Origin of the sequence: Bifidobacterium sp. MSK.17.10, from assembly GCF_019129655.1 — a bacterium.
GTDB lineage: Bacteria > Actinomycetota > Actinomycetes > Actinomycetales > Bifidobacteriaceae > Bifidobacterium > Bifidobacterium adolescentis.
The window spans coordinates 98,695-115,067 of sequence record NZ_JAHOJD010000005.1 but is presented as its reverse complement, the minus strand read 5'-3'; the positions used below and the strand labels follow the sequence as shown (position 1 = coordinate 115,067).

Below are 16,373 nucleotides of genomic sequence, written 5' to 3'. Positions count from 1 at the left end.
GTGCCCACTGTTCCACTATAACAATAGAGATTTGGAAAACGCTAAGAACTCAGTAATCCGACTCCAACCTCCGTGCGGCACCAAGCCCATGGTCGGTAAGCCTGATGGCCTCATGTCCCAACAGAGTACGCCAATAGTCGGCATACCCGTTATCGATAAGGGACACAGCCGCATCCTGATTATGTTCGTTAACCTCCGCTAGTCGTCCACGATGGTATGCGTCGCAGAGGGGCCTTTCGGCTTTTTTATCCAATGAAACTGCCTTTCGACATGATAGGAAAACATGTACTTTCGGCGCTCTCTGACCGGAGTGTAAATCACGAACTTGATGGTATCTGTATCACGGAGAATGATACTGATTTCCCCGACGGCAGTTCGCTGGATGAACTGCACTACACCACGAACAGTCATGGAACGCCGACTCAATGTTACCTTGTCTCCAAGGTGCAATCGTTCTCCACCGAGACAATCATCCAATCGGGTCAGCAGCTCAGCGCCAGTTTCGATGAATGGGTAGAAACTGTTCATCGGGTTCCGCAGGAAGCTTCCCACCTTGTACTGCCAGTCACGTTCCGCCTCGTGCAGTGTTGCGAATCCGTTTCCTCCAGCCGTCTGCAAATCGCGTCCAGCCGGACATAGATGGGAGTATTCCCAGCCTTTAGGCCGGTAGACCGGATACCCGTCCCACATTCCGTGTATTTCGGTTTTGGCCTGATATCTGAATTTCGGGGTTCCACCGCAACAGGGGCAGGTGAGCAGATTTTTCACAGCCGTTCCTCTCTGGTTTCCAACAGTCTGTCCAGTTTTTCCTCGATGCTGTCCAGCCGCAATCGCAACGCCTTCTGGCTTTCGTAGATGGCAGCAACCTCTCCGGAAACCTCATAGAGGCTTTTGTCTCCGTATATGTCGTGCTTATTGTCGGCTTGTTTCTCAAGCTTCACTATTTCCCGCTCCCGTTGCGACGGCTTGCGTGATTTCAGATAGTCCCTGCATTCGGGACTGAACATGTCCTCGTATCCCATTTAGCGGCCAAATTCCTCTCTGCGCATGGCCTCATACAGCATGTTCTCCTGAGTCGCGTCGGACAAGGCGCGATGCTCTTCCACGTCACCGATACCATAGTCGCGGATAAGCACGGCAACCTTATGGCTTGGCTTTTCGGGATGGATTTTCCGGCTCATTTCCAACGTGTCCACGAACCGGTGGGGGAAGAAGAACATTCCACCGTTCACGGTTTTCATGGCCGCGTCCAAGAAACTTAAATCGAATGACGCGTTATGCGCCATGATGATGGTTCGCGGGCCAAGCCACTTGTCGAATCGGATGATGGCTTGGCTTACGTCGGGTTGTCCGATGACCATGCTGTCGTTGATTCCGGTGAGCGAGGTGATGTATTCGGGGATTGGCTGGTGTGGGTCAATCAGTTGCTCGTATCGGTCTACGAGTTTCCCGTCATGGATTTTCACGGCTCCGATTTCGATGAGTTTGGCCCCGTTTTCGGGTTTGAAACCGGTGGTTTCGGTATCCAAGACCACGTAATCGTAGAGTGGTGTTTTCATTGGGTCGATTCTTCTGGGGTCTCGACTTTGGTATCTGTCCCAGCTCATAGTGTGGTCTCCTCGGGTAAGTGAATGTGTGGACGTTTCTAGTATAACGCCTATTTGGTGATGGCCTTGACGCGACCGTCCAGAACCGTTCTCACGACATCCTCGAAGTCCGTACTGTCAGGCAATAGGCGGGAGTCTTGGAGGTTTCCGATAATCTCCAACAGTTCCGTATGCCCGTGCGGAGTGCGCTTATAGTCGCGGGTCGCACCCGCCTTGTATGCGCGACGCAACTGCAACGCCAACTGCTCCCGTGTGAGCGTGATGCAATCGCCTTCCTCGATGGGATACCGTTCTTCCAGTTCTTCGTTGAGAATGCTCATTTTTTTGTTTTTCCTTTCTGTTTTTTCAGACGTACATTCCCTCATGCCAGCCGTGTAGCAAACCCCATTCGGATAGTTTCCGGAACCATTTCTCGCATTCGTCAGCCACCTTGTTGGGATAATCCAACGTCGGGTTCACGTTGAGTAAATACTGGTAGTCGTAGGGTTGGCAGAAGTTCTCGTCCAACACGTCTATCTGCCAGTCGCTACCGTCCTTGGCAATCTCGACATTCAATGTCATGTCATGGTCGGGGGAGACTGAACGGCAGAGGTACCAATACCCCTCACGGTGGTCGGTGAACCCCAGTCGGCGCATGGTCGAATCTTTGGCGGGACTCATGCTAAGCGCCGCATTGTTCTGATGCTTCGTGTAGGTGACGCCTATGGTCGAGAATCGAGGCGTGTTCTGAGTGTCGGACATGTTCTCTCCTATTCTTCGCTTTCACGCAAGTCAATTACCGGAATATGGGTATCGGTGGAATAGTGGACGGAATAAGGGTCGATTGTCCTATGCCGCCAACTGACACCACCTTCCACCGGCCAAGCCAGCCAGCTTATGCCGTCCAAATAGTTCAGAATACTGATGTGAGCAATCCAACGGCACCATCTTGCAGGGCATATCACGTCGAACATGGGAGTATCCTCGACTCCCGGTCGGCAGGAATGCCGTTGCCAAGAACGCAGATACACGCGATAAAGCGCATAGGAGTCATATGTAGGCAGTTCCTCAGTGTCGAACACCGCGCGAGTTGGGTGGTCATCGAAGAGGATTCGTTTGCCGAATTTAGTTGCTTGATTCAATGCGCTCTCCTTTTTTGGTTGTCTTTGTTTTTGTGAACAATCCCACTATAACACAAGGGGGTAGAGAACGCAACACGCAAACCTAAGCCAGCGTCCCATTAAAAAAGAACTCCCTCTTCCCAACCCGATACAAACCCACACGAGAGCCGGACAAACGAAAACCAAAACGACGGAAGAAATCCTCATACACCGGCAACAGTTCCTCCGGCACCGTCACCAGAGGAAACCGTTCACCCAGCAAACCCAACGCATATTCGACCAGAGCGGAACCGACTCCTCGATTCCGAAAGCCCTCGTAAACGCACAAAGTGCAAATCTTCCGTTCAGACGGATTTCTCTTGAGAACGCAAAACCCCGCCAACCCATCATCCGTGCGGGCTAAAAGAATCGCACGGTCTTTCCCCAAGGAGGGGAGAACCGTGCGGTCGAACCACGTATCAAAGCCGGGATAATACGTTCGGATTATCTCCGGAATAGGAATAGAAGCCGCAGTTTCAGCATCCCGAACTACGTCAATCCTCAACGAAACTGAACACATGAAAATCCGTCACACACTTGACGTTGACATGAGTCGTATCATCCGGCCAAACATATAAAACCGGCATGTAACCGGACAGTTCCCGGACGGCGAGATTGCTGAAACCATCCAAGTAGAGGGTTCCGGCCATGGGCTTGCCGTTCCAATTGAAAATTGCGGGCTTGCCGTCGAGTTCCTTCCAGTTAATTCCGTCTTGATAGGGAAGTTCTTTTAAAACCATTGGTTTTCCTTCTTTGGTGTGGACTATCTCACTCTAACACAACCGGAGTGGCGTGAAGAAGAAAAATCCCCTTCCCCACATTCAGAATTCTGGCTCCTCAACAGTGAACCTCCCCGACCTTACGGTCGGGGCTTCCGTGCTTTCCGCAGAGATGATTGCTTCCGGCACGGCTACATGACCTCATACGGGGTCACGCCCCGGTTCCGGGGATTACTCCATGCTCACGTCGTTCTTCCGGTTGGAAGATTGGCGTGGCTCGGAGATATTTGACGGTTTTTGGCGTGTAAGCCCGGTATTTCAATGCCGGGTCTGCACGCCTTCTCATATTGTTGATTACTCAATAATATGGTATCATTATAGGCATGAGTCAGAAAGTACGAATCCTGAAAGTCCGGCATGCGGGGTGCAGTGTGTTCCTCGGCTTGGACTCTTACGGGAATCGTATGTGGACTCGTAATCCGGAACGTATCATGGACTGGCTGTGCGACGGGTGGAGAAGCCGGTACAACCAGCATAGGGCGCATCGTCCCCAGCGTAGGTTTGTGGAGGATGTTGAAACCCGTGAGCGTATTTGGGTGGACGTGCCTTTGGGTGGCGCGGATGTGAAGCCCGCCGTCAAGGATAGTCAGGCGCGATTGGATTGTCTTTGGCTGGCGTGCATTCCCTCGCCTATCCTCTCCTCGTGCGAACGTGTCGAGAACACGGGTTGGTTCGCCGGATTGAAACGTAAGAAGACCAATGGTGGTCGGGTTCCGGGGTTCCGTTCCCGCCATAAGGCTCCTCAGTATTTCGTGTGTTGGCGTAACCAGTCGAAGACCGGTAACGCCTTGTATCGTCGGACGGGCAAGCGTACCGGTGTGGTCGTCATCACGGGCAGTGTGCCGAGACAGTATCGTCGTGAGGGTGAGAACGAGGCTCGTTGGCGTATCGCCATTCATGTGCGGGTGAGTCAACCCATTCGTGAATATACGAGTGTGGCGGTGAACTGGACTAACAAGACACTCGTGTTCACCAATAGTCCACTCCCCATCAGCCGAACCGATACGGGCATGATGGTCGGCTTGGACAGGGGTTGCGTGCATACCCTCGCCACCTCCGATAACATTTTCCTCGACATTCCCCAACCGTCCGTCAAAGAGATGGACGAGTATAAGCGTCTGCAACGCAAGCTTGCCCGACAGGACAGGACGAACGAGAAGTGTGGCGGCAGGAACGCCAAATTCACGTCCAAAAGCCGCAAGCGCACTCTCCAAGCCATGCGGCGCATCCAACGTCGGATAGACAATCGCAAGGACGATTGGATAGCCAAGACGACCACCATGCTCGTCCGGGAATACGATTTCATCGCCATGGAACGGTTGAACGTGAAGGCCATGAGCCGAAGTGTCCGACCGAAACCAGACCCCGACAATCCGGGACATTATCTGCATAACGGGCGTAAGGCGAAAAGTGGTTTGAACCGTAGCATCCTCGCCAACCGTTGGACTGACATCCTGCATTGTCTCGAATACAAAACCAAGCTTGCGGGAACCCGACTCGTTCAGGTACCCGCCTATGACACGTCACGCATTTGCAACGTCTGCGGATACTGCGACAAGAACAACCGTGAAAGCCAAGCGGTGTTCCACTGCCGCAATTGCGGGCATGAGACGAACGCCGACGTGAACGCGGCCAAGAACATTCTCGACCGCGCGTTAGGAACGAACGGCATGGACGATGCCGAAGAGTGGAGACAACAAGCTTCCACACTGGTGAAATCCAGCGGGAAGCAACGTCGATGAAACTCAAACCCCTGCAATACCGGTCGGAATCTCTTCCATTAAAAACATTAAGAAAGACACGTCCGACCGGCAACAGGAATCACGGGATTTCAACCCCGTGAGGAAGTCAACTTCGTGGATTTCAATTTCCAGCTTTTCCTTGCCGTCCGTGAATCGCATTTTCGTTTTCCTACAATTCCCTCATGGCCTTGTTTAAATCGGACACAATCGCGTCATACAGTCCGTTAACATCCAACGATTCCAGCTTATGCTCTTCCAGTTCGACGGGCGTGTATTCCCCGTCATCGAAAGTCCAATGTGCGGACGGAACCGTATACACGCCACCACTCCAACGGTAGGAGAGTCTGCCGTCGCGTTGCGAGCTGGCTACCAGATAGTATTCGACCTGTTTGCCCATGTAACGGTGTTGGAATGCGACTTCGATTCCGTCTCCGAAGATGGTTCGGGTGGCGTATGCGCCGGTCACGTAGGGGATTCTGACGAGTTTGTCGATGAGTTTCTGATAGGTGTCTTCGCTGATTTTCGAGTACATTCTGATTGTCCTTTTTCGTGTGGCTGGGGTTTTGTGTGGATTGTTTTTCAGCAACAGTATTCGTTGACTGCGTTGACGAGTTCGCTCATGCTCATGCTGTATACGTCGCTGTGGCGGGAGTAGATGTCTTTTGCGAAGAGTCTGTTTTGCATGATGGTGCGGGCTTCGGGGCTTTGAACGAGTTTGACGCTTTCGGGGAATGCGCCTGAGAGGGCGTTGTCGTTGATTTGTTTGGCGTATTCGATGGCTTGGGCTTTGGGCATTTTCCTGACGTTCATTGCGCCGCCGATGTAGTGGATTGCGTACATGTTGTGTGCTCCTTTTTGTTATCTGCTCTTTTATGTGAACAATTCCAGTATAGCATACTATGGGGGGAATGCAAACCAAAAAAAGCAAAAAAGCGGAACGCCGCCAAAACAGCATTCCGCCTTTCCGACAAAATTCAGGCAGACAAGCCAGCGCGAGCACGCATCTTACGCTTGATTTCACTATCCTCAGCAAATAGCCGTTCGAACTCAGCGACCGTATGCAACGCCTTGCGGTAATCATCCAAACGGTCTTTGATGGCCCAGCACTTATCCTCGGACAAAGCGTCCTCGATAAGAGAGTCCGGAACGTCCGACATGACTCGGCTCAGCCAACGATGAGCGTCCCCACGAGTCCTCGCCCACAAGCGTTCCACTCGCTTGCCGACCGCCCACTGTGGGTGTAGGAACAGGAATCGGACGGCATTCTCGTCGGACAGGGAGCCTAGAGCTTCGTCAATGGTGGACTTGTCGGCCAAACCAGCGGCCAGCATGCGGATATGCTCGTCCGAGCTTTTAATCCAATGCTCGTAGCAGTTCTTGTCGGCCAGATTCTTGTTAATCATGTGCGCGATGACTTGGGAGTTAGTCTCGTCGTAGTACAGGCTCTTGTCAGCAACCTTGGTGGCGATACTGCGTAGGATTGGCTCCTTGTCTTGTGCAAGCTTATTAGCGGTTTCAAGGTCTAAGAGATGGTTGTTGGAGAGGAATTCAGCCACCTGCGTGCGGACTGTGCGGCTCTTGTCTTTGAGGACGGTTTCGCGCAATCCGGCGAACAACTCCTCGTTGGGATTGAGGTTTCCCCGTCTCATGTCGTAGCTGATGTTGAAGAGGGTCGTGTTCGCGAAGTGTTGACGGATAGGCAGGGAGAGCGGATAGATTCTACCGGAGCCGAAAATCTTTTTCAGGCTTTCCAGCAGGTCGAGTCCCTTGGCCGTGAGCTTCCAACTGTCGCGTTCCTTGGTCTGTTCAATAAGCCCAGCCGTGGTGAATTTTTCGAGTGGCTTCTGGTTGACGTAGGCGTTCAAAAGTTGGGAGTGGGTTTCGTTGTCGAAGTCTTCGAAGCAGTAGACGAGGTTGGCAGTCCACTTTTTGGTGAGAGTGTTGATTTCGATGTTGTCCATGGTTTCTCCTTTTCCGGCATATCTTGTGTGAACAATTCCAGTATAGTATAAGTTGGGTAAAAACACAACACGCAAGCAAGCCAAAACGAAGGACAATCCCCGCACACACGAAAAAGGGATGTGCCCACCGGTTTCCCTGCGGGCGCATCCCCGTGTTTTTAGTTCAGAAATCCGGAGCGATACAGAATCCTGCGGATATTGATGCTGTGGACGAAAACGGTGTCAGGCTGTCCAACGAAGTCGGCAAGCTGCTCGTCGGAGCACGTCTCGTCAACGGCGTCAAGGTTCTGTTCTACTTGTTTCTTGTCGCACTGGTTGGCGTGCTGGTTTTTTGTGTGGTCGGGTAGGTTTTTGCGACACGCCGACTTACTTGATTGCCATATCTGAATTATACTGGGATTGTTCACACAAAAAACATGGCTTATACAAAGGAGCAGTCCCATGAACACCTACTACGCCGCCATAGTCAACCATCCCAACCAGAAGCTCGACCCCGACAACAACATTCCACTAATCCAGATTTTCCACAGCGCCACCGAACGCAATAACTGGGTGAAAGCCTACGCTGATAATCCCCACGTGAAGACCATCGACTCGAAACAGGCGATTCGTTGGCTCCGCTTCACCTACCGCCAGTATCGAAACCAGAAGATTCCCTCCCGCATGAGCAGAGACGGCGTGGTCACGAAGTTCCTCCGCACCTGCTCGTTCCAACCCCTGCTCCACACGAAGCAAATCAGTCTCACGCCGGAAGAGGTCATCAAGCGTCTCTCTAGCCCCGAAGACCATGTGCTGAGGAAAATCGGATACACTCGCTGAAAGGACAAAAAATGAGTGACACTATCGAAAACGCCAAGACCGAACCCCGTCCGACTTGGACGAAGCTAAAGGACGGTTGGAAAGTCCGAATCCCGAAAGAATGGTGGGACAATTGGAGCGAGGCCGGGGAAACCGACGAGTTCCCGGTATTCAAGGCCAACGGCGAGGTGTCCCATGTGAACATCGTCAAGGTCAGCAAGCCGTTCGTGTTGGACGGTGTGGAATACGTCATAGGTACGCCAAGGAAGGAAACCTACCGTCGTGGGTCTGCCCCCTCCCGCACTTCCATTACCGCTCGTAAGCGCAGTGGCGTTCGTTGTGAGGAGTGCGGCTCCACCAAGGGTGTGCATCTGACAAGGGATATTAACGGCATCGGTTGCCTGTTGTGCTCTCTTTGCGATGATGGTTCCGCGAGCGTTTGCTGATTGGGTTTTGCGGGAGCTGTGGCGTATTGCCATGGTTCCCTCTTTTTGTTTTTGTGCGTGTTTTGTCCACACAAGTTGTATACTGGAATTGTTCACACAAAAACATGGAAGCCAAGGAGCAAAAATGAGCAACATCAACTGGAATGAAACCGCAGTCTACGAATTCATGCGATTCGAGCGTGAAAGCGAACGCAGAGTATTCCCCGACCGTGATATCACCAAACTCGCCAAAGCCGGACTTATTCAGGAAAACGAGACGGGCGACTGGACTCTCACCCAAAAAGGCGAAGACGAACTTGCCAACATCAGACAGCATTTCGACTCAGGCAAACTTTCCGAACTGCCTCTGAAAGTCCGTAACTACTATTTCGACTGGCGCGTATACGACGAAAAGAAACTACCCGTCAAGGAACTATCCAAAGTGGCCCTGCATGACAGAAGCGCCGAGATTCGCAAGAAAGCGGCCACAATGCTCAACAAGTTCGGCAAGCTCGACAAGGAAACGTCGAACGGTTTGTCCCACGACGAGGATTATCAGATTCGACTCGTGGCGGCGAAGAACGCAGACCCTCACCTCTTCTTCGAGGAGTCGGACGAGCGTGTGGTCAAAACCCTTATCTACCACCATAACTTCGATGGGGAATGCGTCGAACATTGGCTGGACAATCCCAACAGTCAGATTCGCGTTCAGGCGGCTCTTCTGACCGATGAAGACAAGATGAGCGAAGTGTTGGCCCGCCTTAACTCGCAGGATGTGGCGCATGTACTGGCCCGCAAGCCGCAGTGGGCCACGCGTGAGCGTGTCATGGACGCTTGGGAGAACGCGGACGAGGTGGGACGTTACATGCTGGTCAAAGTCATGCGCGATATGCCGGACTCGTTCATCAATCAGGCTTTCAAAAGCGACGCGTATATAGCCTTGCATGACCGTTTGGAGGAATACCGCGAAGCCGTCCGTCAAGTGTTGGAGTTGGGTGCGATGTTCTCCGAGGACAGTGAGATTCGCCAGAAGATTTGGGAGCGTGCCGAGCGCGAGATTGGTTGAAAGGGACAGCAATGCGAAAAGCGACGTTCGTTAGAAAATACTACGGACACGGATACGACGCACATATGGTCTATCTTGTCTACAGCTATCGCGGGCACGAATACACGGTGTATGAGAACCTAGCCCAAGGCAACGAACCCCTCTCATGGCAACACCGCAATGAGCAAAGCCAAATAGACCAGTTGATAGAGCAGAAAGAGCAGGAAAAGAACGCACGGCCGAAGCCATGCCGTTATGAGGATACCGCGCAATATGCCTTCGACCAGTTTTTGAACTATGTCAATGGTGAACCGTCGGACTTTGACTAATAATGAACTACCGTGACGGCTTAAGCCTCACGGTAGTTCATCGTACTGGGTGTGATTGCTTCCAGATTAACTCAATCAGCCCAACGGTTTGCCACGTCCGACAATCTTCTTACCGTCCGCGTTCCGCAACCACGCCAAGCCGTGACCATAGGAAACAACACCAGCTTTGACGGTCGGATTCTGCTGGAACGTGTAATAAACTTCCACCAGTCCACCGCCACCGTTCGCTTGCAGAATACGAATCCTGTAATCCTTTTCCACGGCTTTGACGGCCATATCCCGTTCGAGTTCATCAAACCAACTGTAAAGTGGGAGCATGGCGAAAGCGGCTAATACTCCTACGGTGATGAACCGCCAATATGTTTTGGCTCCTACCAGTAGGGCGATTACCGCCACGAGAACGCCGATGATGGCGATTCCGGCCACGAGTTGACGCCATTTGCCGTTGCAGTCGTATTTGACGGGAGCGTAGGGGTTGGTGAGGGTTGGCGTGGATTTGACGGGTTTTGAATGTTTGCGTGGGATGGTCGGCTTGTAGGTCTTCGGTTCTTTTGCGGACACGGTTTCGGTCTTTGCTTTAGGTTCCGTATTGACTGTAGGGTCGTTCTTCGGTTCGACGGGCTTAGGAACGTTCTTCTTTTCAGCTTCCACGGGCGGTGCCGGTGGTTTCAACATTTTCCGTTCCGTCTCTTTGACTACTCTTTGAAGTTCGATGGTGGTGGACGAGTCGGGTTCGTCCATCGGTTCCTGACCTAACATCATGAGGTCGTTTTCCAGCGAGATATCCCGTTCTTTCATACAAGGCTTCCTTTCTTTTTTGTCGGATATGAGAGAGGGGAGAAGCGGTCTGGACAACGCTTCTCCCCGAGGCTTTTAGCGTGGGTCAGAGGATGCGGGTTCCCTTGCGGGTGACGAGCATGATTCTGTTTTCGTGGCGGTTCTCGAAAACGTCCCAGTTGCCGCTCAGGACAGCCAAGCACACGTTGCCTTTGATAAGGTTCCAACGTTCGTCGCAATTGGACACGACGTGCTTCCAGTTGATTGGATTGGGCTTGTGGTGGGAGGTTTCCACGATGGCTTCGGTCATGGGCCTGTCTGCGTAGGCGTGGTCGTAGGTGTTGTCGCTTGCGACGATGCTGATGGTGCCGTTGTCGAATGCGATTGGCTGGATGGTGTTCATGTTTTCTCCTTTTGTTGTTGTGGGGACGAACCCTTTTTGTGTGGACATGACCACTATAACACATGGTCTGAAATATCACAATACGAAAAACAAAAAATGCCGACCAGCGCCTAGAAGCGGAAGACCAAGCCGCAAAAAGCTAAACCCGTCGAATCCGACGGGTTTAGAACCTCAGGGAATCAGCTGCCAGATCAGCCAGCCGACCAACCCCAACAGTACGAGCACCCCAATCGCATACATCCACGTGCCCGCGTATCCGCCCGCGAGGAACGCGCTCATCCGACGTTTCCGTTGCTCCAGCAGTGCGTACCATTCGCTCTCGCAACGGTCGAACATGTCCGCGTCCATGCGGGTGCCGCCGTACATGTCGAGCCAATCGCGCACGGTCGGCATAGGCACCAACGGGTCACGCAGACGGGCGTGCGGTATGAGGGCTATTTTCAACCCCTGCCACACGCCCTTGAGAAAGAACGCGAGTAGCCTGTCCCCAGTCATGACAGCCCCCCGCACGGTTCGACGGTTTGCCTCAGCCCCCGTTCGACCAGTGCTCTCACCGCCGCGTTCCACGTGAGTTCGTTATCGTCGGCGTATTGCATGGTCTGCCGGTACAGGTCGGCGGGCATCTGTATTACTCGGCTTACGTTTGGCGTCTTCAGCATTGTAGGTTGTCTCCTATCGGAATATGCGGGCGAGCGAGTCCGCATCTATATATCGGCGGTGCATGACCTTGTAGGTGCGGATTCGTCCCGACTTGATGAGGTCGTACACGTGCTGGCGGGAGCAGTGCAGGTACACCATGGTGTCCGCGATGGTGAGGATGGTGGGCAGTTCCTTGTTATTGGCGCTCATGACCTGACCCCCAGTGCCGTGGCGACGGCCATGTGCAGGTGGTCGGCGTCCAGTTTATCCAAGGTCTGCGGGGCGAGTGTGGCGGGCATGGTGTTGGCCGCGTCCGGTGTGTTGTAGATGCCGCCGGTCCACAGGTGGCGTCCGTCGGGGAGGGGTTTTTCCTTGGCGGTGTAGAACCATACGCCTTCGCCCAGTGTGAAGGTGATGTTGACGCCGTTGCGGTCGGGGGTGGGTTCGGCGTCCTTTATGCAGGGGTCGTTGGTGAGCTGGTCGAAGAGTCGTTCGTAGATGGTTTTGCGAATCATGGTGCTTTTCTCCTTTGTTGCGTCAACTCTTTATGTGAACAATTCCAGTATAGCATGTTTGGATAAATGTACAAAATAAGACACGTCCACACAAAAAGCCCCGCCAAAACGACGGGGCCACAAACCAAAACTATCGATTCATACTCAAACGAACCTCAACCGCGACGGTCAACAACACCACCGTAATGGCGCACACGGATACAATACCGAACGTGCGGCCAAACGTGAACAGCCAAGTGCCGAACGAGTAGATGCCGAACGCGACTGCGGTTGCCACCCCGCCGAAAGCGATGGTGACAAGCGTCATAAGCAGAACATCCTTGATATGCATTTTTTCTCCTTTTGGTGATGGGTTTTACGAACCCTTGTTTGTGTGAACAATTCCAGTATATATCATGTTGGGTACGACACGCCAAATAAAAAGCGCCCCACCCACCTAAGAGAGAGACGCTAAAACCCGACGGTCAGAACTCATACTCGCAATCGGAATCGAGATACCATTTGTCCCCGTAACCCCAAAGAACACGACGAATGGTCGCAGGGTCGTTCAGCTCAACGAACTTGGACGCCAGTTCATCCACCGACATGGCGGAAAAAGCCTTGCCAACGGAAGTATAGAATTCATCCCATTCCGCCTGTTCGGCGTCGGAATCGACCAGCTCACGGAACCGTCCGGCAAGCTTCTCGTCCGGTAGTGTCGCTTCCGCAAAATTCGTGTCCTCTATATCCAACCAAGCGCCGAAACACTTGTCGGCCAACGATTCAACCGGAATGGTGAGGATGCTGGAATACGTGCCCTTCCAAGCGTTCTTCTTGAAGAAGCTAACGTCTCGTGCCTTCATTTTCCCGTTCCTCCTATTCTTCCTCGCCGTCCGCCTGACGGAGCGGAACGATACGGTTCCACTGTTCCTCATACTCGTCCTCCGCGTCCTTGGAACCATTGTCCAGCAGTTCGTTCAACGTGGCTCGCCCAACGTCGCTGAGACGGCTGATGCTGCGGAGAATGCTCGCCACGTCGTCGGCTTCGTATAGTTTATTGCGATTGTCCGACAGTTCTTGATACTTCGAGTCGGTGAGGTTCCAAACATAGTCTTCCAGCAGTTTCCAGTCTTCTTTTTCAGCAGAGGGTACTGGAATCGGCTTGGTGAGCCGCCAATCTTCGAGAATGTCCTCCCAAAGGTCGGTCTTGACATTGTATTCGCCAAGGTCTTCCTCGTGGGTGAGTCTTTCGATTCGCTGTTCTTCGCCATCCTCGTCCAAGTAGTCTATTGTGAGATATTCACTATCCACTGACAAGGTGGAGAGTTCGCGTAGCTTGGTGATTTTGAGGTTGACGATTGTGTTAATCATTTTTGTTCCTCCTTGTTGGAACCTATCTTTTGTGTGAACAATCCCAGTATACCATATTTGGTGAAAAAACAAAAACAGCCCACCTCCCAAAAACAAGGAAGCGGGCTGAAAAGTCAGGCATTCAGCAAAGCGTGGGACGAAACACCCATTTCAGACAAGCCCAAACCCACATTGTTCGCGTCGCTCACACCACAAACGAACCCAGCCTTGCTACCACGGGCGGTGGCGACGCGAGCTGCTTCCAGTTCGAGATTGTCGAAATAGTCGTTGACACGCTGGCTCTTGCGGGCCACAAGCTCACGACCGGAGGGAATGTCCAAGCTCTGCTTGCGAAGCTCCTCGAAACGTTCGCTCAAACGTTCGTTGAATCCACCGCGATAACCATAGTAGAACTTGGCGCGTGGATAATCACGACGCATGTACTGTTTGCATTCCGTCAGCGTCGGATAAGATTCATGTCTGTAATGCGTTTCGACGTATTCCTTGTTGTTCTCATAGTACGCTTTGGCGTGCTGGTCAATCATGTCCGCGTAGCTAGTGCGGGCGTGGACTGAGCAGTATAGGTCGATGCTTTGGAAGAGAATGACTGCGGCGTTCACATCGTCCTCCTCGCCTACGAACATGACGGCACGTTCCTCGACCCTTCCGCCACACCGGCTTTCGTGAATGTAGGCGCGGCATTCGTTAGCTTGGGCGATGATGGTCGCAAGGTAGCCTTGCTGATGGTAGATGGTGGTTTTGCTTACGTTCACGCCACGTTCGATGATTGGCTTGTTCGTGCGGGTGTGGTCGCGTTTCCAGTCTTCGATACGATATTCGTTAATGAGTTTCTGCGCCCGCTCGAACGCCATTTGCGCCTCATTGTCGCTGGACGCTTCGTTTTCGGCTATTGCCATGAGGTTGTTGATGCGTTCGATGATGCTGTCGATGTTGCTCATTTTTTGCTCCTTGGTTTTCTTTTATCTTTTTGTGTGAACAATCCCAGTATATAGTGTCTGTGAAAACGACACGCCCAAAAACACACAAACAACCCCCAGAAAACAAAAAACGTCCTCCCAGCCAAAAAGACAAGAAGAGCGTTATCTACCCAAAAAACTCAGGCACCAATTGCGGAATGACGCAGAAGCCTACGGATATGAATATTGTGGACAAACCTATCCTGACCGACAATCCTCGAAGCAAACTCCCTATCGGTATATCCACCGTCGGAAACACCGTCCAAAACAGTCTCGGGAATATTGTCCAACATGTAATAGCTGACGCCGGTCTGACCCTCGACATGCTCGAAAAGCATGTAGTAGACGCCCTCGGGGTCGTCGTTGAAACGGCTCATGACATACGACTTGTTGCCATTGGCGAAGATGTTGTAGTCATCTGCGCCGAACTGCTTGAAGTATGCGGGCTTATTCATTTTTTTCTCCTTGTTTTTTCAACTTTTTTTATGTGAACGATTCCAGTATACTCCAAGTGTGGGAACAACACAAAAAGGGACGGAAACCAAAACGGAAACCGTCCCCTCAATGCCTTTTAGAAAAGTCAACCTCTACTCTCGACAAAGCTCGCCCATTATCGAACTCAGCCCTTTAGTACATGCTTTTTTAAAGTATTATACTTATTATAATTATTATAAAATCAAGGAAACAGACATGACCAACCCATTCAAACCAACTGCCGGACGTATCCCACCGATACTCGTCGGACGAGAAGAAATCATCGAAGACTTCGACTATGCGCTGAAAGACGGTGTAGGAAGCCCCGGACGGCTGATGTTCCTCACCGGAGCCAGAGGCGTAGGAAAAACAGTCATGCTGGACACGTTAGGAACACACGCGCAGAAGCAAGGCTGGAAGGTCTACAACGAAAGCGCCGATAGAGGCTTCACCCAAAGACTGGTGGACGCACTTACCGGCAAAGACACGACTCGCATATCCGCCTATAACATGCCTAGCGTCGGATTGAAAGGGGATGTCGGGAATCTGGAACTGAGTTTGGGAAGAATCGAACTCGAACACAACGAGGAACGTTCCTTGACGTTACGTCAAGCGGTCTGCAAACGTTTGGACAAGATGAACGAGAACAAGCAAGGCATTCTCATCACATTGGACGAAGTGCAATCCGGTTCCATGGACGAAATCAGGGCTTTGTCCACTGCCGTGCAACATCTTATCCGCGAGGGACGGAACATCGCGTTCATTTTCGCCGGACTGCCGTCCGCCGTGAACGACGTGCTGTCGGATAATGCCATCACTTTCCTTCAGCGGGCTGAACGGTATCATTTGGGTTCCGTGCCAACGGAGAAGGTTCTGAAAGCATTCGAGGAGTCTTTCAGCGGGGAGAAGAAAGCCGGAATGGAAACGTTGATACGGTTGACCAACGCCACTCACGGTTATCCGTTCATGATTCAGCTGGTGGGTTATTGGGCTTGGAGGGTTTCCGAAACCAACGGTCATGTGAATCAAGTGACCGAGAGGGACGCAGTCAAGGGTATCGAAAAAGCCCAAGCCAAACTAGGGGATATGGTTCACGCCCCAGCATTGCATGGCTTGCCTTCTCATGCGGTGAACTATCTGCTTGCCATGTCGGTGGACGATACGGTGTCGAATACGGGTGAAATCGCCCGTCGGTTGAACCGTTCGCCGCAGTTCGCCAACGTGTATAGAACCAAGCTGATTGAGAACGATTTAATTGAGCCAGTCGGTTATGGTGAAGTCGCTTTCAAGATGCCGTATTTGCGGGATTATTTACGTGAGCATGGGGCGTATTTACAGATGAGGGAGAATATCAGCGAACGCTCGGGGGAGTAGTTTTGGCACCGGCTTGAACCTCTTTGCCATCGAAAAGCTTGCCCATCAGGACAATGAACT

General features: G+C 52.2%; 30 protein-coding genes. 7 read left to right on the top strand and 23 right to left on the bottom strand.

Annotation, left to right across the window (positions count from 1 at the left end):
- Positions 1 to 198: 198 nt before the first annotated feature.
- From KSX58_RS05890 to KSX58_RS05855, 8 genes are all read right to left on the bottom strand, one after another.
- Positions 199 to 768, bottom strand: a complete 570-nt coding sequence (locus KSX58_RS05890; RefSeq protein WP_217735948.1) for a hypothetical protein — start codon at positions 766 to 768, stop codon at positions 199 to 201.
- Positions 765 to 1,022: a hypothetical protein gene (locus KSX58_RS05885; RefSeq protein ID WP_217735947.1), complete on the bottom strand. Its 258-nt coding sequence runs from the start codon at positions 1,020 to 1,022 to the stop codon at positions 765 to 767. The genes KSX58_RS05890 and KSX58_RS05885 overlap by 4 nt, the downstream gene beginning before the upstream one ends.
- On the bottom strand, positions 1,023 to 1,559 hold the full coding sequence (locus tag KSX58_RS05880; RefSeq protein ID WP_237976445.1) for a PolC-type DNA polymerase III: 537 nt from the start codon (positions 1,557 to 1,559) through the stop codon (positions 1,023 to 1,025). It abuts the gene before it with no gap.
- Between the two features lie 98 nt (positions 1,560 to 1,657).
- Positions 1,658 to 1,927 (bottom strand): hypothetical protein, encoded by a 270-nt coding sequence (locus KSX58_RS05875; RefSeq protein ID WP_217735945.1) that lies wholly within the window; start codon positions 1,925 to 1,927, stop codon positions 1,658 to 1,660.
- Positions 1,928 to 1,952: 25 nt separating this feature from the next.
- Entirely contained in the window at positions 1,953 to 2,348 is a 396-nt protein-coding gene (locus KSX58_RS05870; RefSeq protein WP_217735944.1) for a hypothetical protein, read from the bottom strand.
- Between the two features lie 8 nt (positions 2,349 to 2,356).
- A complete protein-coding gene (locus KSX58_RS05865) occupies positions 2,357 to 2,728 on the bottom strand; it encodes a hypothetical protein (protein ID WP_217735943.1) in 372 nt (123 codons plus the stop codon).
- 82 nt (positions 2,729 to 2,810) lie between these two features.
- Positions 2,811 to 3,266, bottom strand: coding sequence for a GNAT family N-acetyltransferase (locus tag KSX58_RS10615; RefSeq protein ID WP_368041226.1), 456 nt, complete (start codon positions 3,264 to 3,266; stop codon positions 2,811 to 2,813).
- A complete protein-coding gene (locus tag KSX58_RS05855) occupies positions 3,241 to 3,486 on the bottom strand; it encodes a hypothetical protein (RefSeq protein WP_217735941.1) in 246 nt (81 codons plus the stop codon). Before KSX58_RS05855 ends, KSX58_RS10615 begins: the two co-directional genes overlap by 26 nt.
- Before the next feature lie 362 nt (positions 3,487 to 3,848).
- Here KSX58_RS05855 and KSX58_RS05850 point away from each other — a divergent pair, with 362 nt between their 5' ends.
- A complete protein-coding gene (locus KSX58_RS05850) occupies positions 3,849 to 5,267 on the top strand; it encodes an RNA-guided endonuclease TnpB family protein (protein WP_217735940.1) in 1,419 nt (472 codons plus the stop codon).
- Positions 5,268 to 5,270: 3 nt separating this feature from the next.
- Here KSX58_RS05850 and KSX58_RS05845 read toward each other — a convergent pair whose 3' ends face one another.
- The 4 genes from KSX58_RS05845 to KSX58_RS05830 all read right to left on the bottom strand — a co-directional run bounded on the left by KSX58_RS05845 (position 5,271) and on the right by KSX58_RS05830 (position 7,228).
- On the bottom strand, positions 5,271 to 5,426 hold the full coding sequence (locus KSX58_RS05845; protein ID WP_217735939.1) for a hypothetical protein: 156 nt from the start codon (positions 5,424 to 5,426) through the stop codon (positions 5,271 to 5,273).
- 10 nt (positions 5,427 to 5,436) lie between these two features.
- Positions 5,437 to 5,799, bottom strand: a complete 363-nt coding sequence (locus tag KSX58_RS05840; protein WP_217735938.1) for a hypothetical protein — start codon at positions 5,797 to 5,799, stop codon at positions 5,437 to 5,439.
- 47 nt (positions 5,800 to 5,846) lie between these two features.
- On the bottom strand, positions 5,847 to 6,107 hold the full coding sequence (locus KSX58_RS05835; RefSeq protein ID WP_217735937.1) for a hypothetical protein: 261 nt from the start codon (positions 6,105 to 6,107) through the stop codon (positions 5,847 to 5,849).
- A gap of 134 nt (positions 6,108 to 6,241) precedes the next feature.
- Positions 6,242 to 7,228: a hypothetical protein gene (locus KSX58_RS05830; RefSeq protein ID WP_217735936.1), complete on the bottom strand. Its 987-nt coding sequence runs from the start codon at positions 7,226 to 7,228 to the stop codon at positions 6,242 to 6,244.
- Positions 7,229 to 7,434: 206 nt separating this feature from the next.
- Between KSX58_RS05830 and KSX58_RS05825 the strand changes: the two genes are divergently transcribed.
- The 5 genes from KSX58_RS05825 (at position 7,435) to KSX58_RS05805 (ending at position 9,825) form a co-directional block, all read left to right on the top strand.
- Positions 7,435 to 7,575: a hypothetical protein gene (locus tag KSX58_RS05825; RefSeq protein WP_217735935.1), complete on the top strand. Its 141-nt coding sequence runs from the start codon at positions 7,435 to 7,437 to the stop codon at positions 7,573 to 7,575.
- 94 nt (positions 7,576 to 7,669) lie between these two features.
- Positions 7,670 to 8,047 carry a hypothetical protein gene (locus tag KSX58_RS05820; RefSeq protein ID WP_217735934.1) on the top strand — a complete coding sequence of 126 codons (378 nt, stop codon included), beginning with the start codon at positions 7,670 to 7,672 and terminating at the stop codon, positions 8,045 to 8,047.
- 11 nt (positions 8,048 to 8,058) lie between these two features.
- Positions 8,059 to 8,472, top strand: a complete 414-nt coding sequence (locus tag KSX58_RS05815) for a hypothetical protein (RefSeq protein ID WP_217735933.1) — start codon at positions 8,059 to 8,061, stop codon at positions 8,470 to 8,472.
- A 124-nt stretch (positions 8,473 to 8,596) separates the two neighbouring features.
- Positions 8,597 to 9,517 carry a hypothetical protein gene (locus tag KSX58_RS05810; protein ID WP_217735932.1) on the top strand — a complete coding sequence of 307 codons (921 nt, stop codon included), beginning with the start codon at positions 8,597 to 8,599 and terminating at the stop codon, positions 9,515 to 9,517.
- 65 nt (positions 9,518 to 9,582) lie between these two features.
- Positions 9,583 to 9,825, top strand: coding sequence for a hypothetical protein (locus KSX58_RS05805; RefSeq protein WP_217735931.1), 243 nt, complete (start codon positions 9,583 to 9,585; stop codon positions 9,823 to 9,825).
- A gap of 75 nt (positions 9,826 to 9,900) precedes the next feature.
- Here KSX58_RS05805 and KSX58_RS05800 read toward each other — a convergent pair whose 3' ends face one another.
- From KSX58_RS05800 to KSX58_RS05750, 11 genes are all read right to left on the bottom strand, one after another.
- Positions 9,901 to 10,623 carry a hypothetical protein gene (locus tag KSX58_RS05800; RefSeq protein WP_217735930.1) on the bottom strand — a complete coding sequence of 241 codons (723 nt, stop codon included), beginning with the start codon at positions 10,621 to 10,623 and terminating at the stop codon, positions 9,901 to 9,903.
- An 85-nt stretch (positions 10,624 to 10,708) separates the two neighbouring features.
- The gene (locus KSX58_RS05795; protein WP_217735929.1) at positions 10,709 to 11,005 is read right to left on the bottom strand and encodes a hypothetical protein; all 297 of its coding nucleotides are present in this window, start codon (positions 11,003 to 11,005) and stop codon (positions 10,709 to 10,711) included.
- A 171-nt stretch (positions 11,006 to 11,176) separates the two neighbouring features.
- Positions 11,177 to 11,500: a hypothetical protein gene (locus KSX58_RS05790; RefSeq protein WP_217735928.1), complete on the bottom strand. Its 324-nt coding sequence runs from the start codon at positions 11,498 to 11,500 to the stop codon at positions 11,177 to 11,179.
- Complete coding sequence (locus KSX58_RS05785; RefSeq protein WP_217735927.1) at positions 11,497 to 11,664, bottom strand: hypothetical protein; 168 nt, start codon at positions 11,662 to 11,664, stop codon at positions 11,497 to 11,499. The genes KSX58_RS05790 and KSX58_RS05785 overlap by 4 nt, the downstream gene beginning before the upstream one ends.
- A 13-nt stretch (positions 11,665 to 11,677) precedes the next feature.
- On the bottom strand, positions 11,678 to 11,854 hold the full coding sequence (locus KSX58_RS05780; protein ID WP_217735926.1) for a helix-turn-helix domain-containing protein: 177 nt from the start codon (positions 11,852 to 11,854) through the stop codon (positions 11,678 to 11,680).
- The gene (locus tag KSX58_RS05775) at positions 11,851 to 12,159 is read right to left on the bottom strand and encodes a hypothetical protein (RefSeq protein ID WP_217735925.1); all 309 of its coding nucleotides are present in this window, start codon (positions 12,157 to 12,159) and stop codon (positions 11,851 to 11,853) included. Before KSX58_RS05775 ends, KSX58_RS05780 begins: the two co-directional genes overlap by 4 nt.
- A 130-nt stretch (positions 12,160 to 12,289) precedes the next feature.
- Positions 12,290 to 12,490, bottom strand: a complete 201-nt coding sequence (locus tag KSX58_RS05770; protein WP_217735924.1) for a hypothetical protein — start codon at positions 12,488 to 12,490, stop codon at positions 12,290 to 12,292.
- 133 nt (positions 12,491 to 12,623) lie between these two features.
- Complete coding sequence (locus KSX58_RS05765; protein ID WP_217735923.1) at positions 12,624 to 13,001, bottom strand: hypothetical protein; 378 nt, start codon at positions 12,999 to 13,001, stop codon at positions 12,624 to 12,626.
- A 13-nt stretch (positions 13,002 to 13,014) separates the two neighbouring features.
- Positions 13,015 to 13,509, bottom strand: a complete 495-nt coding sequence (locus KSX58_RS05760; protein WP_217735922.1) for a hypothetical protein — start codon at positions 13,507 to 13,509, stop codon at positions 13,015 to 13,017.
- 113 nt (positions 13,510 to 13,622) lie between these two features.
- Entirely contained in the window at positions 13,623 to 14,447 is an 825-nt protein-coding gene (locus KSX58_RS05755; protein WP_217735921.1) for a DUF2786 domain-containing protein, read from the bottom strand.
- A gap of 158 nt (positions 14,448 to 14,605) precedes the next feature.
- Entirely contained in the window at positions 14,606 to 14,920 is a 315-nt protein-coding gene (locus tag KSX58_RS05750; protein WP_217735920.1) for a hypothetical protein, read from the bottom strand.
- A 235-nt stretch (positions 14,921 to 15,155) separates the two neighbouring features.
- Between KSX58_RS05750 and KSX58_RS05745 the strand changes: the two genes are divergently transcribed.
- Entirely contained in the window at positions 15,156 to 16,313 is a 1,158-nt protein-coding gene (locus tag KSX58_RS05745) for an ATP-binding protein (RefSeq protein ID WP_217735919.1), read from the top strand.
- Positions 16,314 to 16,373 lie beyond the last annotated feature (60 nt).

Excerpts from the sequence above, each read along its gene's own strand:
- KSX58_RS05885 (WP_217735947.1), bottom strand. The coding sequence starts at position 1,022 with ATGGGATACGAGGACATGTTCAGTCCCGAATGCAGGGACTATCTGAAA.
- KSX58_RS05880 (WP_237976445.1), bottom strand. The coding sequence starts at position 1,559 with ATGAAAACACCACTCTACGATTACGTGGTCTTGGATACCGAAACCACC.
- KSX58_RS05875 (WP_217735945.1), bottom strand. The coding sequence starts at position 1,927 with ATGAGCATTCTCAACGAAGAACTGGAAGAACGGTATCCCATCGAGGAA.
- KSX58_RS05870 (WP_217735944.1), bottom strand. The coding sequence starts at position 2,348 with ATGTCCGACACTCAGAACACGCCTCGATTCTCGACCATAGGCGTCACC.
- KSX58_RS10615 (WP_368041226.1), bottom strand. The coding sequence starts at position 3,266 with ATGTGTTCAGTTTCGTTGAGGATTGACGTAGTTCGGGATGCTGAAACT.
- KSX58_RS05855 (WP_217735941.1), bottom strand. The coding sequence starts at position 3,486 with ATGGTTTTAAAAGAACTTCCCTATCAAGACGGAATTAACTGGAAGGAA.
- KSX58_RS05850 (WP_217735940.1), top strand. The coding sequence starts at position 3,849 with ATGAGTCAGAAAGTACGAATCCTGAAAGTCCGGCATGCGGGGTGCAGT.
- KSX58_RS05845 (WP_217735939.1), bottom strand. The coding sequence starts at position 5,426 with ATGCGATTCACGGACGGCAAGGAAAAGCTGGAAATTGAAATCCACGAA.
- KSX58_RS05840 (WP_217735938.1), bottom strand. The coding sequence starts at position 5,799 with ATGTACTCGAAAATCAGCGAAGACACCTATCAGAAACTCATCGACAAA.
- KSX58_RS05835 (WP_217735937.1), bottom strand. The coding sequence starts at position 6,107 with ATGTACGCAATCCACTACATCGGCGGCGCAATGAACGTCAGGAAAATG.
- KSX58_RS05830 (WP_217735936.1), bottom strand. The coding sequence starts at position 7,228 with ATGGACAACATCGAAATCAACACTCTCACCAAAAAGTGGACTGCCAAC.
- KSX58_RS05820 (WP_217735934.1), top strand. The coding sequence starts at position 7,670 with ATGAACACCTACTACGCCGCCATAGTCAACCATCCCAACCAGAAGCTC.
- KSX58_RS05815 (WP_217735933.1), top strand. The coding sequence starts at position 8,059 with ATGAGTGACACTATCGAAAACGCCAAGACCGAACCCCGTCCGACTTGG.
- KSX58_RS05810 (WP_217735932.1), top strand. The coding sequence starts at position 8,597 with ATGAGCAACATCAACTGGAATGAAACCGCAGTCTACGAATTCATGCGA.
- KSX58_RS05805 (WP_217735931.1), top strand. The coding sequence starts at position 9,583 with ATGGTCTATCTTGTCTACAGCTATCGCGGGCACGAATACACGGTGTAT.
- KSX58_RS05800 (WP_217735930.1), bottom strand. The coding sequence starts at position 10,623 with ATGAAAGAACGGGATATCTCGCTGGAAAACGACCTCATGATGTTAGGT.
- KSX58_RS05795 (WP_217735929.1), bottom strand. The coding sequence starts at position 11,005 with ATGAACACCATCCAGCCAATCGCATTCGACAACGGCACCATCAGCATC.
- KSX58_RS05790 (WP_217735928.1), bottom strand. The coding sequence starts at position 11,500 with ATGACTGGGGACAGGCTACTCGCGTTCTTTCTCAAGGGCGTGTGGCAG.
- KSX58_RS05785 (WP_217735927.1), bottom strand. The coding sequence starts at position 11,664 with ATGCTGAAGACGCCAAACGTAAGCCGAGTAATACAGATGCCCGCCGAC.
- KSX58_RS05780 (WP_217735926.1), bottom strand. The coding sequence starts at position 11,854 with ATGAGCGCCAATAACAAGGAACTGCCCACCATCCTCACCATCGCGGAC.
- KSX58_RS05775 (WP_217735925.1), bottom strand. The coding sequence starts at position 12,159 with ATGATTCGCAAAACCATCTACGAACGACTCTTCGACCAGCTCACCAAC.
- KSX58_RS05770 (WP_217735924.1), bottom strand. The coding sequence starts at position 12,490 with ATGCATATCAAGGATGTTCTGCTTATGACGCTTGTCACCATCGCTTTC.
- KSX58_RS05765 (WP_217735923.1), bottom strand. The coding sequence starts at position 13,001 with ATGAAGGCACGAGACGTTAGCTTCTTCAAGAAGAACGCTTGGAAGGGC.
- KSX58_RS05760 (WP_217735922.1), bottom strand. The coding sequence starts at position 13,509 with ATGATTAACACAATCGTCAACCTCAAAATCACCAAGCTACGCGAACTC.
- KSX58_RS05755 (WP_217735921.1), bottom strand. The coding sequence starts at position 14,447 with ATGAGCAACATCGACAGCATCATCGAACGCATCAACAACCTCATGGCA.
- KSX58_RS05750 (WP_217735920.1), bottom strand. The coding sequence starts at position 14,920 with ATGAATAAGCCCGCATACTTCAAGCAGTTCGGCGCAGATGACTACAAC.
- KSX58_RS05745 (WP_217735919.1), top strand. The coding sequence starts at position 15,156 with ATGACCAACCCATTCAAACCAACTGCCGGACGTATCCCACCGATACTC.